We start from the raw sequence: 18,171 nt of genomic DNA, 5'->3' as shown, positions 1-18,171 counted from the left end.
CGATGAGCCTCACGAGCCTGCTCTCCATTGCCCGGTCGGCGCTGCTCACCCAGCAGAAGGCGATCGACACCACCGGGCACAACATCGCCAACGCCAGCACCGACGGCTACACCCGGCAGCGGCTGCGGCTCGGGGCCGCCGACCCGCTGGTCACCCCGATCGGGCAGCTGGGCCGCGGCGTGGTGGCCGAGGGGATCGACCGGATCCGGGACCAGTTCCTCGACGTCTCCTACCGCAAGGAGAACGGCGACTTCTCCCGCTTCGCCACCCAGCGCGACCTCCTCGGCGGCATCGAAGGGATCTTCGGCGAGCCGTCCGACACCGGGCTGGCGGCGGCGCTGGACGGCTTCTGGAGCGCCTTCGGCGACCTCGCCAACGACCCGACCGGCCAGGCGCCGCGCGAGCTGGTGCGCCAGGCCGGCGCCGACATCGCCCGCCGGTTCCAGCAGGCGGACAGCCGGCTCTCGGAGGCGCAGGCCAGCGTGATCGCGCAGATGGAGTCGCGGGTCGACGAGGTCAACGAGATCATGCGGGAGATCGCGGACCTCAACACCCGCATCCGCTCGGTGTCGGCCGGCCAGCGCGAGGCGCCCGACGTCAAGGACCAGCGCGACCGGCTGATCGACCGGCTCTCCTCGATCGTCGGCGTGCGGGTGCTGTCGCGCACCGACGGCACCGTCGGCGTGGCCGCCGGCGACGCGCTGCTGGTGGACGCGGGGCAGTTCACCGCGTTCGAGGTGCGCGATCTGGGGAACGGCCGCTACGGCGTGGGCGTGAAGGGCGGGATCGGCACCATCAACGTGCAGAGCGGCGAGCTGGGCGCCCTGGCGGAGCTGTCCGGCACCACCCTGCCCGACATTCGGGCCCAGCTCGATGCGCTGGCCCGGGGGCTGGTCACCGAGGTGAACGCGCTGCACCGCGGCGGGAAGAACCTGGCCGGCGCCACCGGCATCGACTTCTTCAATCCGACCGGGCTGACCGCCGCCAGCTTCCAGCTGAGCGTGGCCCTGACCACCTCGACCGACAACATCGCGGCGGGCGCGAGCGGCGGCGTGGGCGACAACAGCGTGGCGCTGGCGCTCGCGGGGCTCCGCACGGCCGGGGCGGCGAGCTTCGGCGGGCAGCCGGTGGGGACGGCCTACCAGAAGCTGGTGTCGCGGCTCGGCGTGCAGCTGCGCGACGCGACCGACAAGGCCACCGCGCAGGAGGCGGTGGTGAACCACGTGGACGGGCTCCGCAAGAGCGTCAGCGGGGTCTCGGTGGACGAAGAACTGACCAACCTGATCGCGCAGCAGAACGCGTTCGCGGCCGCCGCCCGGATGGTGACGGTGGCGGACGAAATGATGCAGTCCGTCATCGGCATGGTGGGCTGACGGGTGCGGGAAGGAGGCGGGACGGCGCCGTGCTGATACTGAATCGTCGCCAGGGAGAGGCGATCATCATCGACGGAGGGATCCGCATCGTCGTGCTGTCGAGCGACCGGCGCGGCGCGCGCATCGGGATCGAGGCGCCGACCTCCATCAACATCCAGCGCGAGGAACTGGTCTCCCGGGTGGCCGAGGAGAACCGGCGGGCCAACGCCCGCTCCACCGGGACCGAGTGGCTGGAACAGCTCCCCTTGAGAAAGCCGGTCCCCGAGCCCTGAGGGCGCGACCGCGCCCGCGGGGGGCCCTAGCCCCCGCGGCGCCAGGTCGGGAGCCGGAGCATGGCCCGGGTGCCGCCCGTGGGGGCGGTCGCCAGCTCGAGGCTGCCGCCATGCCGCGCGGCCAGGCAGCGCGCCACCGCCAGGCCGAGCCCCAGGTGGCCCTCGCGGCCGTGCACGAACGGCCGGAAGGGATCGGCCGCCACGGCGGCCGGGAGCCCCGGCCCGATGTCTTCCACCACGATCCGCACCATCCCGCCTTCCGTCGCGGCCAGCAGCCGGAGCGCCGGCTGGGGCAGCTCCGCCATGGCCCGCTTGGCGTTGGAGATGAGCCCGAGCAGGATATGGCGCAGCTGGGCCTCGTGCCCCCGCACGGGCGGCAGCCCGCCGGGGAGCTCCAGCTGGGTCTCCACCGCGGGCAGGCTGCGCTGGTAGCGCTGCAGGTCCACCACGTAGGCCAGCAGGTCTTCCACGATCACCGGTGCGGGATCGGTCTCCAGCGGCGCGTACACCTGGCTGAAGCAGCCGATGGTGTCGGCGAGGTGCTGCACCGATTCGCTCACGGCCTGCCGCAGCCGCGCCCCCTCGGGCCCGCCGAGCAGGTCGGCGTTGGGGTCAACGAGGAGGGTGAGGGTCTGGAGCGGGCCGCGCAGGTCGTGGGCCATGCCCCGGGCAAGGGAGGCAATGACCTGGGCGCGGTCGGCACGGATGAGGAGTTCTTCGAACTGCGGAGACGACACCTGCGCCGAGAGGCTCGGCTGGGCGGTGACGGTCACGGCTGTGTTCTCCCGGGGGGATGGAAGGTTAATGCGGTCCCCCCGGGCCCGACAAGCGCCCGCCGTGCCTCAGCGCCGCGCGATCCAGACCCCGTCGATGATCGGGTCGGCCAGGTGGCGCCGCTGGATCACGTCGAGCATGCTGGCGGTGACCGTGGCCCCCTTCGCGAGCAGCTTGACCCCCGAGCTGGTCGAGAGGTCCGCTGCGAGCACCATGCCCTCGTGCAGCTGGTCCACGCCCACCTGCATCCGGCTGGTGCGCCACTCGCTGCGGGGCCGGTCCAGCACGATCGACTCGAGGTGCACCACCGCGAGCGGGTCGTACCAGGTCCCGCTGTGCTCCTTGAGCACCTCGATCGCGGCATCCGGGGCCAGGCCGCCCCGGCGGCCGTCGCCGTCGACCAGGCGGTAGAAGTCGGTGGCGATGCGGAGGATCCGGGCGCGGAGCGGGATCTGCCCCGACACGAAGCGATTGGGCATCCCGGTGCCATCCCAGTTCTCGAACATGCCGCCGATCAGCTCCGACGCCCCGCGCAGCCGGGCCACCTGCTCCAGCAGCGAGCCGGTCACGACGGCGTAGTGCCAGTCGGGCTGCGCCGGGGCGCCCAGCGCGTGATGGGCGGCGTCCACCACCTTGCCCACCTCGTGCAGCTGGGCGGCGAGTTCCAGGTCGGCCAGCAGCTCCACCGGCACCTCGAACCGCTCGCCCACCTGGCGGGCGAGGGCGGTGAGGCGCCGGCCCCGGTCGGCGGCGCCGGGGAGGCCCAGGTCCACCAGGTGGATCAGCAGGTGCAGCAGGCCGTCGAAGCTGTCGCCGAGCTCGCCGTGCAGCCGCTCCAGCTCCGACTTGCCGTTGCGGAGCTCGTCCTGCAGCCGCTTGATCCGCAGGCTGGCCCGCACCCGCGCGATCAGCTCGGGGATCTCGATCGGCTTGGTGAGGTAGTCGTCCACGCCGAGATTGAGGCCCCGCACCTTGAGGCTGGTGTCCGTGAAGCCCGAGAGCACCACGAACAGGCACCCCTCCAGCGCCGGCTCCTGCTTGACCCGCTGGCAGAACTCGAACCCGTCCATCTCCGGCATCATGTAGTCGGAGATGATCAGGTCGGGGAGGATCTCCCGGGCCCGCGCCAGCCCGTCCCGCCCGTTGATGGCGGTGGCCACCCGCAGGGCGGGCTCGTGCTCCAGCACCGCCTTGAAGTGGGCGAGGGTGGTCGGATCATCATCGACCAGGAGGATCGTGCTGACGAGGCTGGTCATGGCGCGTACGCCGCCCCGCCGGTGGAGTCCGGCGCGTAGCCGGCCGCCAGGGTGTCGGTCGGGAAGCCGAGGGTATCGGCGGCGGTGACCGGCGGCAGCAGCATCGTGACCGTCACCCGGCGATTGCTGTCGGCCTGGGGGTGCTCCGGGTCGCGCAGGCGGCGATCGGCCCAGCCGCGCACCTGCTGGAGCTGGGCGTCGTTGAGCCCGCCGGCCAGCATGATCCGCCGGGCGGCGTTGGCCCGGTCCACGCTGAGCTCCCAGTTGCTGTACCCGTCGGCGCGGTGGTAGGGCCGGGCGTCGGTGTGCCCCTCGATGACCACGGCGTTCGGCATGCCCCCCAGCTTCTTGCCGAGCAGCTCGAGCAGCGCCGCGCCGGCCGCCTTCGGGGCCGCGCTGCCGGACTCGAAGAACACCCCGGTGGAGTCCTCCAGCAGCTGGATCCGGAGCCCTTCCTCGGTGATCTCGACCTCGACGTGGTCGGCGATCTCGGCCAGCGCCGGGGTTTCGCGGATCTCCTGCTTGATCTGCTCGGCCACGTAGCGCAGCCGGTCCCGCCGCAGGTCGATCACCTGCTGGGCGGTCATGGGGCGGGGACTCTGGGTCTGGGCGCCTTCGCCGGGCATGATGGAGCTGCCGAACTCGTCGGCGCGGCCCAGCGGATCCTGGAAGTAGCCGGCGATGGCCGACTTGACGTCGCTGGACTGGTTCACCAGCCACAGCACCAGGAACATGGCGAACATGGCCGTCATGAAGTCGGCGAAGGCCACCTTCCAGGCGCCGCCGTGGTGGCCGTGCCCGTGGCCCTTCTTCTTGATGATGATGATCGGCTGCTCGCGCGCCTTGTTCACGGGCTACTTCCCGGCCTTGGCCGCCTGCTTGCAGGACGATTCCATCTCCTGGAAGGTGGGACGGGCAGTGGAGTAGATCGCGCGGCGGGCGAACTCGACGGCCACGATGGGGGCGAAACCCTTGGCGAACGCGACCACGCTGGCCTTGAAGAACGCGAAGAAGCGGCTCTCCTCGGAGTTGGCGCCCTCGATCGCCCCGGACATCGGGGCGATGAACCCGTAGGCCATGTACACGCCGAGGAAGGTGCCGGTGAGTGCCGCGGCGACGTGCTCGCCGATCTGCTCCACCGGCCCCGAGATGGCGCCCATGGTGATGACGATGCCGAGCACCGCCGCCACGATGCCGATGCCCGGGAGCGCGTCGCCGACCTTCTGCAGCGCGGCGGCGGGCTTGGCGGCCTCCTCGTGGTGCACGTCCATCTCGGCGTCCATGAGGGCGTCGAGGTCGTGCGGCGGGACGCTGCCCACCAGCACCAGGCGGAGGGAGTCGCACAGGAACTCCATCGCGTGGTGCTCGTGGAGCACCTTGGGGTACTTCTTGAAGATCGCGCTCTTCTCGGGGTCCTCGATATGCGCCTCGATCGCCACCAGGCCGTCCTTGCGGGCGATCTGGAACAGCTCGTAGAGCATCCGCAGCGCGTCGAGGTAGAGGTCCTTGGTGAAGCGATTGCCCTTGAAGACCACCGCCAGCTTGGCCCCGATCGCCTTGAGCACCGGCGCGGGCGTCGAGATCAGCACCGTCCCCAGGGCCACGCCGCAGATGGTGACGATTTCCGAGGCGTGGAAGAGGGCCATGAGCTGGCCCCCGGCCATGGTGAATCCCACCACCACGGCGCCCAGCACGATCACCAGGCCGATAATCGCGATCATGGCGCAGCCGTCCCTTGCATGGCTGAAGTATCGGAGCCGCTTGCCGATACCTTGAGCAGGGATGGATGGACCACACGGGGCCGGTCAGGCCCGGAGGGAAGGGATTGCCCTACATCATCAACGGCATGCGGGACCTGCTCGCGCGGGGGGAGAACCTGCCCACCCTGCCGACCGTGGTCTTCCAGCTCCACAAGGTGCTGGACAACGAGCACGCCGGGGCGTCGGACGTGGCCGCGATCATCGAACGCGACCCGGCCCTCACCGCCCGCCTGCTCCGGGCCGCGAACTCGGCCGCCTTCCATCGCGGGGGCGACCGGATCGGCTCCATCCTCACGGCCGTCTCCCGGCTGGGCATCAACCAGGTCCGCGCCATCTGCATCGTCCTGGCGGTGGTCAAGGCGTTCCGCACCCGGACCGGGGGGCTCAACCACGAGGCCTTCTGGATCCACTCGGCGGCCGTCGGGATGACCGCGCGCATGCTGTGGGAACGGTTCGGCCAGCCGGGGGAGGTGACCACCGACGACGTGTACGTGGCCGGGCTGCTGCACGACGCCGGCCTGCTGGTCCTCGAACAGCACTTCCCCCGGGAGTTCGCCGAAGTGATGACCGCCCGCGCCACCCTGGGCGGCCGGCTGTGGCAGTATGAGGAAGAGCACCTGGGGATGGACCACGGCGCGGTGGGTGGCCTCCTGCTGGGGCGCTGGTCGCTGCCACCCTTCATCGCCGAGGCGGTCACCAACCACCACCACCCGCACCAGGCCGACGACGCCTTCCAGCACCTCGCCCGCGTCATCCAGGCGGCCGAGGTGCTCTGCACCGACCTCGGCGCCTCGCTCCACGAGGAAGGCAACGCCGACTGCTCTGCCGCCGACGTCCTCACCGAGCTCGGCGCCACCGACGAAGACGTCGCGTGGCTGACTGCCGAAGTGCCGCGGACTGCGGCGCGGGCCCAGCAGTTCCTCTTCTAGGCCCGCGCGGGACGGGGACACACGAACGGGGCGGCCGTGATGGCCGCCCCGTTGGCGTATCTAGGCTGGACCGTGCCGCCCTCAGGCGAGTGAATGCCGGGTGAGTCGCTGAACCATCCGGGCCGCGTAGTCGTTGCTGAGCACGATCATGACGAACAGCGCCTTGAGCATCGAACCTCCCGGGTGATTGGACTCTGTACAATTCGTCGCGCTGCAACATCGAGGCCATCGTCCGTCCCGCCCTCGTCCTGCTCGCCCAAGTCTCGGAAAGCCGTTGAAAAACATGAGGATAGGGGACAATCGCTGCCCCGATACCGACGCCGCCAGGTTGGGGGACGGGCGCATCGCGTGTCGGTCCCGGACACAGTTACCGGGGCCGGTCGGCATGGGACCCGGAGGCCGACCCGCCGGTATCCGTGTGAGCCTCGCCCGTTCGATGTGGGTATTCGGATGTTCAAATATAGTTCGTAGTTGTATCTTGCGGCGCATGTAAATACTTGTTACGTATTGTTTTACGCAACTTGCAATAGTGACTAAAGTTTTCGCTGGCTGTGGCGATACTGAGGCTGAACCTCCGTGGAGCGCCGCATGTTCTCGCATCGCTGGTCCCTGTACCTGGTCGCACCCCTGCTCTCAGGCCCCCTGGCAGGCCAGATCGAGTTCGCCGCCCTGACCCCTGCGGCCGCCCTGCTCGACTCCACCGTTGGTGCCTCGTCGTCGGTTGCTTCCGCTCCCGAGCGCGTCGTCCCCCTGCCCTGGGTCCGCTGGGCCGAGGCGACCGGTGGGTGGGGTGGTGTGCGTCCGCGGCTGGGCGCCGCCGGCCTCGTGCTGGAGGCGAGCTATGTCTACGATCTCTCCGGCGTTGCCCGAGGCGGGCTCCGACGGGGCCGCGCCGGTCGTGGGCTGTTCAGCGCCGGCCTGTCGGGCGATCTCGAGCAGCTGGTCGGCCTGCCCGGCGCGAGCGTCTTCGTGGGGATGCAGTCCCAGGGTGGGGCCAATGGGTCGGCGCTGGCGGGGGACTTCCAGGCCTTCTCGAACATCGACGCGGAGCACTTTCACCGCCTGGCGGAGGCATGGTACGAGCAACGGCTGGCGGGCGACCGTGTCCGGATCAAGGCGGGCCAAGTGGATGCGAACAGCGAGTTCGCGGTGCTCGAGCCCGCCGGGGAATTCCTGAATGCCTCCGGCGGGTTCAGCCCCACCATCTACGCGCTCCCGACGTACCCTGAGCCGACGCCCTCAGTGAGCGCCTTCGTGCGGCCGACGGGCTGGCTCGGCGTCTCGGGCGGGCTGTTCCGGGGATCGCTGGCGCGGTCGGACCGGCCTGACGCCCCGACCGGCGCCGCGTTCGTCATCGGCGAGGCCGCGGCACAGTGGGCCTCGGGCCATCTGGCGCTCGGGTACTGGCGGCATCCCGGCGGGTACGCGGAGCGGTTCGCCGGCGGGTTCGCCGCCGCGCCCAGCGGCTTCTATCTCACGGCCGACCAGCGCCTGTCCGGGACGCCGGGCACGGAGGAGCAGGGGCCGAGCGGGCTGGTGGCCCTGGCCAAGTTCGGGTGGGCTGATGACCGGGTCAGCGAGGCGGGCCAGCACCTGATGCTGGGCGTAGTGGCGGAGGCGCCCTTCGGCCGGGGTGGGGAGGCGGCGGGTCTCATGGTGAGTCACGTGGACCTGAGCGACGACCCGGCGGCTGGTTTCGCGGGGGACGAGACCGCGGTGGAGCTGTTCTACCGGCTGCCCGCCATGGGGTTCCTCACCCTGCGGCCGGACCTGCAGCTGATCGTCCGGCCTTCCGGGGACGTCCGGGTGGGCAACGCCCTGGTCGGCACCCTCCGCGCCGAGGTGGCCTTCTAGCGGCGGCCCGCCCCCGGTCGCCGCACCCACGCCCCCGTCCGGCTCTGCCGGGCGGGGGCGCGGCGCGTCGTGCCCCCCGGCCGATGGGCTGGAGGACTCCAGGCGGGCGTCCAACCCCGCTGTCCAGCATCCGGCGGCGGGTGGCATCGCCTCCCGCTGGAGAAACGGCCCTGCTTGCCGATACTCGGACTGACTCACCGGGCCGGCATCAGTGCCGGGGCCGGCTTCCATTCATGACAGCCACGAGAAGAAGGACCCCATGCTCGGATTCCGCGACTGGAGCGTCAAGGCCAAGCTCACGCTCCTGGTAGGCTTGAGCGCCGTCGGCCTGATGGCCGTGGCCGCCCTCAGCATCCGGACCATCAACCACGTCAAGGTCTATGGCCCGTTGTTCCAGGAAATCGTGATCCAGAAGGACCTGCTGGCAGACGTCCTGCCGCCGCCGGTCTTCCTGCTCGAGACCTACCTGGTCGACAACCGGATCGTCATGGAAGCGCACGAGGGTGGCCGGCGGGAATACCTGGCCCGAGGTGACCAGCTGATCAAGGACTTCGCGGCCCGGCGCGAGGTCTGGGCGCGGGACTTGGTCGAGGGCAAGGAACGCGACCTGGTGCTGCAGCAGGTGGTGCCCACCGCGGTGCGGTACCTCGCGGTGCGCGACAGCGCCTTCCTGCCGTCCGTGCGCGCCGGCGACCTCGCCGCAGCGCGGCGCGTGGTCGACGGCCCGCTGACCGAGGCGTACAAGGCGCACCGGGCAGCGGTGGATGAACTGGTGCAGCTGTCGACGGCCACCTACGCGGAGCTCGAGGGTCAGGCCAAGGTGATCGACGTCCTGCCCAAGCGGGAGATCTTCGCCATCAGCGTTGGCATCCTGGTCCTGATCGGCGTCCTGGGCGGACTGGTGGTGCGCCAGGTGGTCTCGAGCCTCGGGCGGACGGTCGCGGCGCTCAACACCGCCGCCACCGGCGACCTGACCACCAGCACGGGGGTCACCACCCGGGACGAGTTCGGCACGATCGCGACGGCGCTGGACCAGTTCCTGGCCACGCTGCGGACCAGCATGGGCGCCATCGGGGAGAACTCGGCGGCGCTGGCGGCCACCTCGGAGGAGCTGACCCGGGTGAGCCAGACCATGAGCGCCGGGGCCGAGGAGACGTCGGTGCAGGCCAACGTCGTAGCCCGGGCGACCGACGGTGTCAATCGCAACATCCAGACGGTGGCCACGGCCTCCGAAGAGATGAGCGCGAGCATCGTGGAGATCAGCAAGAACGCCTCCGAGGCGGCGCGGATCGCGGCTGAGGCGGTGGGGACGGCGGAGCAGGCCAACGCGTCGGTGCAGCGCCTGGGGAGCTCCAGCGAGGAGATCGGGCAGGTGATCAAGACGATCACGTCGATCGCCGAGCAGACCAACCTGCTGGCGCTCAACGCCACGATCGAGGCGGCGCGGGCCGGCGAGGCGGGGAAGGGCTTCGCGGTGGTGGCCAACGAGGTGAAGGAGCTGGCCAAGGAAACCGCCCGGGCCACCGACGATATCAGCCGGAAGATCCAGGCCATCCAGACCGACACCACCTCCGCGGTGGCGGCGATCCAGGCCATCACCGAGGTGGTCTCGAGCATCAGCGCGGCGCAGAACACCATCGCCAGCGCGGTGGAGGAGCAGACCGCCACCACGACCGAGATCAACCGCAACCTGGCGGAAGCGGCGGGGGGCGCGTCGGAAATCGTGCAGAACGTGGGCGGGGTGGCGACGGCGGCGGAGGAGACCACGCGCGGGGCCACCGACACGCAGTCGGCGGCGCAGGAGTTGTCGCGGATGGCGGCGGGGCTGCAACAGCTGGTGGGCCAGTTCCGGATCGATGATGGCGGGCCGACCCCACCGCGGCGCGCGGCGCCCGCCCGGCCGGGCACCGCGGCGGCCGCGCCGGACGGGCTGAGCGACTACGCCCAGGCCTTCGTGGCGGAGCGCGCCGGGCGCGACGCCCTCGCGGGTCGCTAGGCGGGCGGGAATCACACGAGCCGTGGGGGGGCGGATGCGGTGGACGGTACAGCGGATTCTCGGGGCCTCGGCGTGCCTCAGCGCAGTGCTGCTGGCGCTGAGTCTCTCAGTGGCCAAGTGGCAGGGGCGCCGGCACGACGAGATGACGGCGCGGATCGTGGTCGCCGAGACGGCGCTGCGCAATCATCTCGAGGGGGACATGATGCACGACGGCATCCGCGCCGACGTGCTCAACGCCCTCTTTGCCTCCCAGTTCAATCCGGGGGAGCGGGACGCCGTGCTGGCCCAGCTTGGGGAGCATGCGCAGTGGTTCCGCGATGCCCTGGCCCGCAACGACTCCCTCCCGCTCAACCCCGAGATCCGCGCCCAGCTCCAGGAACTCCGGCCCGCGCTCGAGACTTACCTCGCGGCCGGGGAGCGCCTGGCCGTCACCGCCTTCCGCAACCCCGCGGCCGCGCGGCGGGAGCTGCCGGCGTTCCAGCAGGCCTTCGAGGACCTCGAGACCAGGCAGGAGGCGCTCAGCGACCGGATCGAGGCCAACGTCGGGACCGTGATGCAGGCGGCGGCACGGGTGTCCCGCCAGGCCGACCAGCTGGACCTGCTCCTGCTGGTGGTGGGGGTGTCACTCACGCTGGCAGTGGGCTGGTGGGTCGGGCAGCGGATCGCCCGTGACGTCGGCGTGCTGGCAGCCGCGAGCGCGGCGGCGGGCGCCGGCGACCTGACGGCGCGGGCGCAGCTGGAGGGCGACAACGAGCTGGTGGACGCCGCGCGGGCCCTCAACCGCGCCATCGAGGGGATGCAGCAGGCGCTGGACGCCTCCCGGGTGGACTGGCGCGCGGTGGGGCAGCAGCGCAAGGAGGTCACCCTCATCAAGCAGCTGGTCGAGAACGCGCCCATCAACATCATGTATGCTGACCGCGACCTGGTGCTGCGCTACCTCAATCCCGCGGCGCAGCGGACCTTCCAGCGCCTCCAGGCGCACCTTCCCGTCGCGGCCGACCAGATGGTCGGGCAGTCGATCGACGTCTTCCACAAGCACCCGGCCCACCAGCGCGCCCTGCTGTCCGACGCCTCGAAGCTGCCGCACCAGGCGCGCTTCCCGCTGGGACCCGAGACGCTCGACTTCCTGGCGGCGCCGATCCTCGACGAGGAGGGGGCGCTGATCGGGACCATGGTGACGTGGGAGGTGGTGACGGAGAAGCTGCGCGCGGAGCGGGTGGTGGCCGAGGCCAGGGCGACGCAGGAGCGGGTGGCGGAGGAACGGCGGATCGCGGAACGCGGGGACGCCGAACGCCGGCAGCGCGAGGCCGCCGAGCGCGAGGCGGAGCAGCGCGGGAGCGCGGAGCGCGAGCGGGCCCAGGCGGCCGAGCTGCGCGCCAAGGTCGACGCGATCCTGGCGGTGGTGGAGGCCGCGGGGGAGGGCGACCTGACCCGGGAGATCCCGGTCCGCGGCGAGGACGCCGTCGGGCGGCTGGCGACGGGTCTCGACGCCTTCTTCCAGAACCTGCGCGGCAGCATCGCCAACATCGCCCAGACGGCGGGGACGGTGGCCCAGGCCACCGGTCAGGTGACGAGCGTGGGCCGCCGCCTCAGCGCCTCGGCCACCGAGACCTCCGCCCAGGCGGGGGTGGTGGCCTCGGCGTCGGACGAGGTGTCACGGAACGTCCAGACCGTGGCCAGCGGGACCGAGGAGATGTCGGCGAGCATCCGGGAGATCGCCAAGAACGCGGCCAGCGCCGCGCAGGTGGCGGCGCAGGCGGTCAAGGTGGCGCAGCGCACCAACGGCACGGTGGGCAAGCTCGGCGCCTCCAGCGACGAGATCGGCAAGGTGATCAAGGTCATCACCTCCATCGCGGAGCAGACCAACCTGCTGGCGCTCAACGCGACCATCGAGGCGGCCCGCGCGGGCGAGGCGGGGAAGGGGTTCGCGGTGGTGGCCAACGAGGTGAAGGAGCTGGCCAAGGAGACCGCCCGCGCCACCGAGGAAATCGGCCGGAAGGTCGAGGCGATCCAGGCCGACGCCGGCGAGGCGGTGACCGCGATCCGCGAGATCAACACGATCATCGACCAGATCGGCGAGATCCAGACCACCATCGCCGGCGCGGTGGAGGAGCAGACGGCCACCACCAACGAGATGAGCCGCAACATCGGCGAGGCGGCGCGTGGCGCGCAGGAGATCGCCCATAACATCCAGGGCGTGGCCCGGACCGCGGACGAGGCGAGCGGCGGCGTGGCCGAGAGCGAGGTCGCGGCCCGCGACCTGGGCCGGGCCGCGGAGGAGCTGCAGATGCTGGTGGCGCAGTTCCGCATCGGGGGCACCACCGGCGCCCGGGTGTCCGGGGCGTTGCGGCGTCCGGCCGGCGCGGCGCGGTAGTCCCCGGGGGGCGGGGTGCCTGCCGGCGCCCCGTCACCCAATCCCGGTGGCGGCGGTCCCCCTTCAATCTTGCCTGTCGGGTTCCGATACCTCCGGGAGGCTCGCGGGCGACCGCCCGGCCCTGGCGGGGCGGGAGCCCGGCGACGTCCCAATGACAGGAGCACACGATGGCACGCTGGTCGGATCTGCCGGGCACGGGGAGCATCCGCGGCCGGATGGCCTGGCTTGCCGCCCTGACGGCGGTCGGCTTCGCGCTGTTCACGGTCGTCGCCTTCCGGGCGCTGGACCGCCTGCGGGTGAACGGGCCGCTGTACGGGCAGATCGTGATGGGGAAGGACCTTGTCGCGGACATCCTCCCACCGCCGGCCTACATCATCGAGGCGTACCTCACCGTGCACCGGCTGCTGGATGAGCCGGACCCCGCCGTGCGGCAGGGCCTCATCGAGCGGGGCCGGGTCCTCGCGGCCGACTTCGAGTCGCGCCAGGCGTTCTGGCTCACCCAGCCGCTGCCCGACGGATTGCGCCGGGGGCTCACCGAGTCCGCGGCGGCGCCGGCGCGGGCGTTCTTTGCGCTGCGGGACACCGCCCTGGTCCCGGCGGTGCATGCCGGAGACCACGCCCGGGCGCTGGCCCTCTCGCAGGGGCCGCTGCTCGCCCTGTACGAGGCGCACCGGCGAGCCATCGACGAGGTCGTGGAGGAGGCCGGCCTGCGGATCGCGGGCCAGGAGGCGGAGGCGCAGGCGCTCGTGGCCACCGGGCGGCGCCGGCTCCTCCTGACTGGGGTGGGGCTCGCTGGCGTCCTGTCGGCGCTGGGCCTCCTGCTGGCCGGCGCGGACACGCGCCCCGCCGGGCGGCCGGGCGAGGCCCCGAGGCGGGGGGCGGCCGGTCCGGCGCCCGGAAACAGGGCGGGTGCCTTGCGCACGGGCGGCTGAGCGCTCAACGAAATCCGGCGGGCGGCCGATACTCCGCTCATCAGTGGTCCTTCCTCCCAGCAGGACGCGCCGCGAAGGCGGGCGCCGGAGAGCCGAGCATGAGCGACATGGACGACATCGTCAAAGAGTTCCTCGTGGAGAGCAGTGAGGGGCTCGACACCCTGGATCGCAACCTGGTGGCGCTGGAGCAGAACCCGGGCGACAAGAACCTGCTGGCCGGGATCTTCCGCTGCATCCACACCATCAAGGGCACCAGCGGGTTCCTCGGCTTCGGCCGGCTGGAATCGGTGACGCACGTGGGGGAGAGCCTGCTCTCCGACCTCCGCGACGGCAAGAAGACCCTGACGCCCGAGATCACGAGCGCGCTGCTCCAGCTGGTGGACGCGGTCCGGTCGATGCTCTCGGCAGTCGAGAGCACCGGCACCGACGGGCAGGAGGGCTTTGCGTCCCTGGTGGAGCTGCTCACGCGGCTGCAGAAGGGGGAGCCGGCCGCCTCGGGAAAAGCTGAAGGGGCGTCGCGGGCCAAGGGCGGCCGGAAGAGCGGCCCGCAGGCGGCTCCGGTGGCGGAGGTGCCGCCGCCCGCGGCCGTGGCGCCCCCGGTTCCCGCGCAGGTCCCCGAGCCGGTCCCGGCCCCCGCGGCGCAGGTGGCGCCGGTGGCCGCGGCCGAGCCGGCGGAGGTGAAGGCGCCGGCGGCTTCGGACAGCAACATCCGGGTGGATGTGGGGCTGCTGGACAAGCTCATGAACCTGGTGGGCGAGCTGGTGTTGGCCCGCAACCAGATCCTCCAGTACACCACGACCGCCGACGACTCGGGGTTCGTGGCGACCTCGCAGCGCCTGAACCTCATCACCACCGAGCTGCAGGAAGGGGTCATGAAGACCCGGATGCAGCCCATCGGGAATGTGTGGGCCAAGTTCCCGCGGGTGGTGCGCGACCTTGCCCTGGCGTGCAAGAAGCAGGTGCGCATCGAGATGGAGGGGAAGGAGACCGAGCTCGACAAGACGATCATCGAGGCGATCAAGGACCCGCTGACGCACATCGTGCGGAATTCGGTGGACCATGGCATGGAGCTGCCGGCCGAGCGGGTGGCCCGGGGCAAGCCGGCCGAGGGGCGGCTGCTGCTGCGCGCCTACCACGAGGGTGGGCAGGTCAACATCGAGATCTCCGATGACGGCGGCGGGGTCAACACGGAGCGGGTGAAGGCCAAGGCGATCCAGAAGGGCGTCATCACGGCCGAGCAGGCGGCGCGGATGGGGGACCGGGAGCTGGTGAACCTGATCTTCGCGCCGGGCTTCAGCACGGCGGAGCAGGTGAGCAACATCTCCGGCCGCGGCGTGGGCATGGACGTGGTGAAGACCAACATCGAGAAGATCGGTGGCACGGTCGACGTGCAGAGCGTGGCCGGCCAGGGCACCACCCTCAAGATCAAGATCCCGCTCACGCTGGCCATCATCCCGGCGCTGGTCGTCACCACGGCCGGGGACCGCTTCGCGATCCCGCAGGTGTCGCTGCTGGAGCTGGTGCGGCTGGAGGGCGACGAGGCCGAGGCGGGCATCGAGATGGTCTACGGGGCGCCGGTGTACCGGCTGCGGGGCCGGTTGCTGCCGCTGGTGAACCTGGCGCACGCCCTGGGGCTGCAGGAGGGCTTCCGGTCCACAGGGGCGCAGGAGGCGGTCAACATCGTGGTGCTGCAGGCGGACGAGCACACCTTCGGCCTCGTCGTGGACGAGATCAACGACACCGAGGAGATCGTGGTGAAGCCGCTGGGCAAGCAGCTCAAGGGCATCGGGGCCTTTGCCGGGGCCACGATCATGGGTGATGGCCGGGTGGCGCTGATCCTCGACGTGCTCGGCCTGGGCCAGCTGGCGCAGGTGGTCACCGAGTCGGCCCGCAAGGCGCCGGGCGCGGTGGTGGAAGCGGCGCGCGCCGGGGAGGCGGAACGGCTGATGCTGCTCCTCTTCCGGCTGGGGGCCGAGCGGCGGATGGCCATCCCCTTGTCGATGGTGGCGCGGCTGGAGGAATTCCCGCAGGGCACGATCGAGCGGGCGGGGGCGTACCAGGTGGTGCAGTATCGCGGGCGGCTGCTGCCCCTCATCCGGCTCACCGAGCTGCTGGGCGAGCCGGGCGGCGCGGAGGAGCGCGACCCGCTCCAGGTGGTGGTCTACCGTCACGAGGGCCGGGACGTGGGCCTTGTGGTGGAGAACATCGTCGACATCGTCGAGGAGCAGCTCACCGTGCACCGGCGGGAGCGGCAGGGCGCCGTGTACGGCACCGCGGTGATCCAGCAGAAGGTGACCGACCTGCTCGACGTGCGGGCACTCATCGAACAGGCGGACGTGCTGCTCTTCGCGGGCTCGGACGCCGAACCAGTCGGCGCGGGGGTCTGAGGCCATGGCCATGGAACGCCAGTTCTGCACGTTTCAGCTCGATCGCCTGTTCTTCGGCATCGAGGTGCTGCAGGTCCAGGAAGTGATCCGCTCGCAGCAGATGACGCGGGTGCCGCTCGCGGGGCGGGCGGTCCGCGGGCTGATCAACCTCCGGGGACAGATCGTCACCGCGATCGACCTCCGCGAGCGGCTCGGGCTGGCGCCCTTCGCCGCCGACCGGCAGCCGATGAACGTGGTGGTGCGCACCGACGAGGGCGCGGTCAGCCTGCTGGTGGATGAGATCGGTGACGTGCTGGAGACCGAGGAGTCCGCGTACGAGGAACCGCCGGAGACCCTTCCTCCGGCAGCCCGCGAGATGATCCGCGGGGTGTACAAGCTCCCCGGCCGCCTGCTGCTGGTGCTCGATACGGAGAAGGCGCTTGCCCTGGAGCCCACGGGCGCGCGCTGACGGATGGCAGACCCCCTCGAACGGTGACGCAAGGAGCGCGTACCGATGACCGCATCCCCGGAACCTCACGCCCGTGTGCTGCCCCAGGCCGCCGCGGTGACCGACCCGCTGGCCACGCCCCGCCTGCTCGGCGGGATCACCGAGGCCGCGGCCATCCTATTCCTGGCCGACCGGCACCAGCGGGTGCTGCACGCCAGCCGCCAGGCCGAAGCGGCGGTGGCGAAGCTGGGCTACGCCACCGGCCCGGTGGCGGGGCAGGAGCTGGCCACCCTGCACGGCGCCCCCGCGGGCTTCCGTGAGGCGGTGGCCGACCCGGCGCGGCTGCCTTACGAGCACAAGATCAAGACCGAGGGGGCGGTCTACAAGTGCCTGGTGCACGCGGTGCGGGACGAGGCCGGCGCGCTCACGGGATACGTGGCGGCCTGGGAAGACCAGACCAAGCGGAACCGCGTGGAGGTGGAGCTCGGCCGGGTGCTCTCGATGATCGAGAGCTGCCCCACCAACATCATCTGCGGCGACCCCGACCTCACCATGCAGTACGTGAACCCGGCCGGTCGGGCCTCCCTGGAGCGGCTGGGCCGGGTGCTGCCGGTGACCGCCGACGGGGTCCAGGGCGCATCGATGCTGGTGTTCTTCGAACGCTCGGACGACCTGCGGCGCCGCCTGCTCGACCCGGCGGCCCTCCCGTACCGCGCCCAGGTCACGTTCGGCCCGGAGACCCTCGACCTCACGGTGTCCGCCACCTTCGACCACCAGAAGCGCTACATCGGCCCGATGCTCACCTGGGAGGTCGTGACCGAGACCCTGGCCGCCCAGCGGGCCGTGGCCGACGCCCACGCCCGGGAGCAGCGCGAGGCCGCGGAACTGCGGAGCAAGGTGGACCGGATCCTGGGCGCGGTCCACGCGGCGGCGACCGGCGACCTCACCCGCACGGTGGGGGTCGAGGGCCAGGACACGATCGGGCAGCTGGGCCGCGAGCTGGCCACGTTCCTCACGGACCTGCGCCAGAACATCGGCCAGATCGCGGGGCACGCCGACACCCTGGCCGCCGCGGCGGAGGAGCTCTCCGCGGTCAACCGGACCTTGGCCACCGGGGCCGCCGACACCAGCACGCAGGCCGCGGTGGTGAGCAGCGCCTCCGAGGAGGTGACCCGCAACGTGCAGACCGTGGCGGCGGGCACCGAGGAGATGGGGGCGAGCATCCGGGAGATCGCCAAGAACGCGTCCGAGGCGGCGAAGGTGGCCACCGAGGCCGTCGGGCTCGCCGGGCGCACCAACGAGATGATGGCCCAGCTGGGCGGCTCGAGCCAGGAGATCGGCAAGGTGCTCAAGCTGATCACCACGATTGCGCAGCAGACCAACCTCCTGGCGCTCAACGCGACCATCGAGGCGGCGCGGGCGGGCGAGGCGGGGAAGGGCTTCGCGGTGGTGGCCAAGGAGGTCAAGGACCTGGCCAAGGAGACCGCGCGCGCCACCGAGGAGATCGAGCAGCGGGTCGAGGCCATCCAGGGCGACACCGGGCGCGCGGTGCAGGCCATCCGCGACATCGGGCAGATCATCACCCGGATCAGTGACATCCAGACCGTCATCGCCGGGGCGGTGGAGGAGCAGACGGCCACCACCAACGAGATGGCGCGGAACATCACCGACGCGGCGCGCGGGGCGCAGGAGATCAGCCACACGATCGCGACGGTGGCCGGCTCCGCCCGGGCCACCAGCGAAAGCACCGGCAACAGCGACCGGGCCACCGCGGAGCTCGCCGCCATGGCCACCGAACTGCGCCGCCTCGTCGGCCGTTTCACCCACTAGGCGGCCC

General features: G+C 71.5%; 14 protein-coding genes. 10 read left to right on the top strand and 4 right to left on the bottom strand.

The features are described 5' to 3' along the window. Positions 1-2: 2 nt before the first annotated feature. Together flgK and IPJ95_15165 are read left to right on the top strand one after the other, a co-directional pair. Positions 3-1,373 (top strand): flagellar hook-associated protein FlgK, encoded by a 1,371-nt coding sequence (flgK, locus tag IPJ95_15170; protein MBK7924942.1) that lies wholly within the window; start codon positions 3-5, stop codon positions 1,371-1,373. 29 nt (positions 1,374-1,402) lie between these two features. Beyond that, positions 1,403-1,645 (top strand): carbon storage regulator, encoded by a 243-nt coding sequence (locus IPJ95_15165; protein ID MBK7924941.1) that lies wholly within the window; start codon positions 1,403-1,405, stop codon positions 1,643-1,645. Positions 1,646-1,671: 26 nt separating this feature from the next. On the opposite strand, the gene IPJ95_15160 is transcribed toward IPJ95_15165, so the two are convergent. From IPJ95_15160 to motA, 4 genes are all read right to left on the bottom strand, one after another. Further along, positions 1,672-2,418, bottom strand: a complete 747-nt coding sequence (locus IPJ95_15160) for a HAMP domain-containing histidine kinase (GenBank protein MBK7924940.1) — start codon at positions 2,416-2,418, stop codon at positions 1,672-1,674. A 69-nt stretch (positions 2,419-2,487) separates the two neighbouring features. Then, on the bottom strand, positions 2,488-3,675 hold the full coding sequence (locus IPJ95_15155; GenBank protein MBK7924939.1) for a response regulator: 1,188 nt from the start codon (positions 3,673-3,675) through the stop codon (positions 2,488-2,490). Further along, complete coding sequence (locus tag IPJ95_15150) at positions 3,672-4,526, bottom strand: OmpA family protein (protein ID MBK7924938.1); 855 nt, start codon at positions 4,524-4,526, stop codon at positions 3,672-3,674. Before IPJ95_15150 ends, IPJ95_15155 begins: the two co-directional genes overlap by 4 nt. A gap of 3 nt (positions 4,527-4,529) precedes the next feature. Beyond that, complete coding sequence (gene motA / locus IPJ95_15145) at positions 4,530-5,396, bottom strand: flagellar motor stator protein MotA (protein MBK7924937.1); 867 nt, start codon at positions 5,394-5,396, stop codon at positions 4,530-4,532. A gap of 104 nt (positions 5,397-5,500) precedes the next feature. Between motA and IPJ95_15140 the strand changes: the two genes are divergently transcribed. The 8 genes from IPJ95_15140 (at position 5,501) to IPJ95_15105 (ending at position 18,164) form a co-directional block, all read left to right on the top strand. Further along, on the top strand, positions 5,501-6,364 hold the full coding sequence (locus IPJ95_15140) for an HDOD domain-containing protein (GenBank protein MBK7924936.1): 864 nt from the start codon (positions 5,501-5,503) through the stop codon (positions 6,362-6,364). A 588-nt stretch (positions 6,365-6,952) separates the two neighbouring features. After that, positions 6,953-8,218 (top strand): carbohydrate porin, encoded by a 1,266-nt coding sequence (locus tag IPJ95_15135; GenBank protein MBK7924935.1) that lies wholly within the window; start codon positions 6,953-6,955, stop codon positions 8,216-8,218. 259 nt (positions 8,219-8,477) lie between these two features. Next, positions 8,478-10,214, top strand: a complete 1,737-nt coding sequence (locus IPJ95_15130) for a methyl-accepting chemotaxis protein (GenBank protein MBK7924934.1) — start codon at positions 8,478-8,480, stop codon at positions 10,212-10,214. Between the two features lie 34 nt (positions 10,215-10,248). After that, entirely contained in the window at positions 10,249-12,588 is a 2,340-nt protein-coding gene (locus tag IPJ95_15125) for a HAMP domain-containing protein (GenBank protein ID MBK7924933.1), read from the top strand. A 167-nt stretch (positions 12,589-12,755) separates the two neighbouring features. Further along, entirely contained in the window at positions 12,756-13,520 is a 765-nt protein-coding gene (locus IPJ95_15120; GenBank protein ID MBK7924932.1) for a hypothetical protein, read from the top strand. Positions 13,521-13,618: 98 nt separating this feature from the next. After that, positions 13,619-15,907 (top strand): chemotaxis protein CheW, encoded by a 2,289-nt coding sequence (locus tag IPJ95_15115; protein MBK7924931.1) that lies wholly within the window; start codon positions 13,619-13,621, stop codon positions 15,905-15,907. A 4-nt stretch (positions 15,908-15,911) separates the two neighbouring features. Continuing rightward, the gene (locus tag IPJ95_15110; GenBank protein MBK7924930.1) at positions 15,912-16,355 is read left to right on the top strand and encodes a chemotaxis protein CheW; all 444 of its coding nucleotides are present in this window, start codon (positions 15,912-15,914) and stop codon (positions 16,353-16,355) included. 531 nt (positions 16,356-16,886) lie between these two features. Further along, a complete protein-coding gene (locus IPJ95_15105) occupies positions 16,887-18,164 on the top strand; it encodes a hypothetical protein (GenBank protein MBK7924929.1) in 1,278 nt (425 codons plus the stop codon). Positions 18,165-18,171: the final 7 nt, after the last annotated feature.

It is taken from the genome of Gemmatimonadota bacterium (assembly GCA_016713785.1).
Lineage (GTDB): Bacteria > Gemmatimonadota > Gemmatimonadetes > Gemmatimonadales > GWC2-71-9 > JADJOM01.
This window is presented reverse-complemented; position numbering and strand designations above follow the sequence as displayed.

Excerpts from the sequence above, each read along its gene's own strand:
- flgK (MBK7924942.1), top strand. The coding sequence starts at position 3 with ATGAGCCTCACGAGCCTGCTCTCCATTGCCCGGTCGGCGCTGCTCACC.
- IPJ95_15155 (MBK7924939.1), bottom strand. The coding sequence starts at position 3,675 with ATGACCAGCCTCGTCAGCACGATCCTCCTGGTCGATGATGATCCGACC.
- motA (MBK7924937.1), bottom strand. The coding sequence starts at position 5,396 with ATGATCGCGATTATCGGCCTGGTGATCGTGCTGGGCGCCGTGGTGGTG.
- IPJ95_15135 (MBK7924935.1), top strand. The coding sequence starts at position 6,953 with ATGTTCTCGCATCGCTGGTCCCTGTACCTGGTCGCACCCCTGCTCTCA.
- IPJ95_15130 (MBK7924934.1), top strand. The coding sequence starts at position 8,478 with ATGCTCGGATTCCGCGACTGGAGCGTCAAGGCCAAGCTCACGCTCCTG.
- IPJ95_15125 (MBK7924933.1), top strand. The coding sequence starts at position 10,249 with ATGCGGTGGACGGTACAGCGGATTCTCGGGGCCTCGGCGTGCCTCAGC.
- IPJ95_15120 (MBK7924932.1), top strand. The coding sequence starts at position 12,756 with ATGGCACGCTGGTCGGATCTGCCGGGCACGGGGAGCATCCGCGGCCGG.
- IPJ95_15115 (MBK7924931.1), top strand. The coding sequence starts at position 13,619 with ATGAGCGACATGGACGACATCGTCAAAGAGTTCCTCGTGGAGAGCAGT.
- IPJ95_15110 (MBK7924930.1), top strand. The coding sequence starts at position 15,912 with ATGGCCATGGAACGCCAGTTCTGCACGTTTCAGCTCGATCGCCTGTTC.
- IPJ95_15105 (MBK7924929.1), top strand. The coding sequence starts at position 16,887 with ATGCAGTACGTGAACCCGGCCGGTCGGGCCTCCCTGGAGCGGCTGGGC.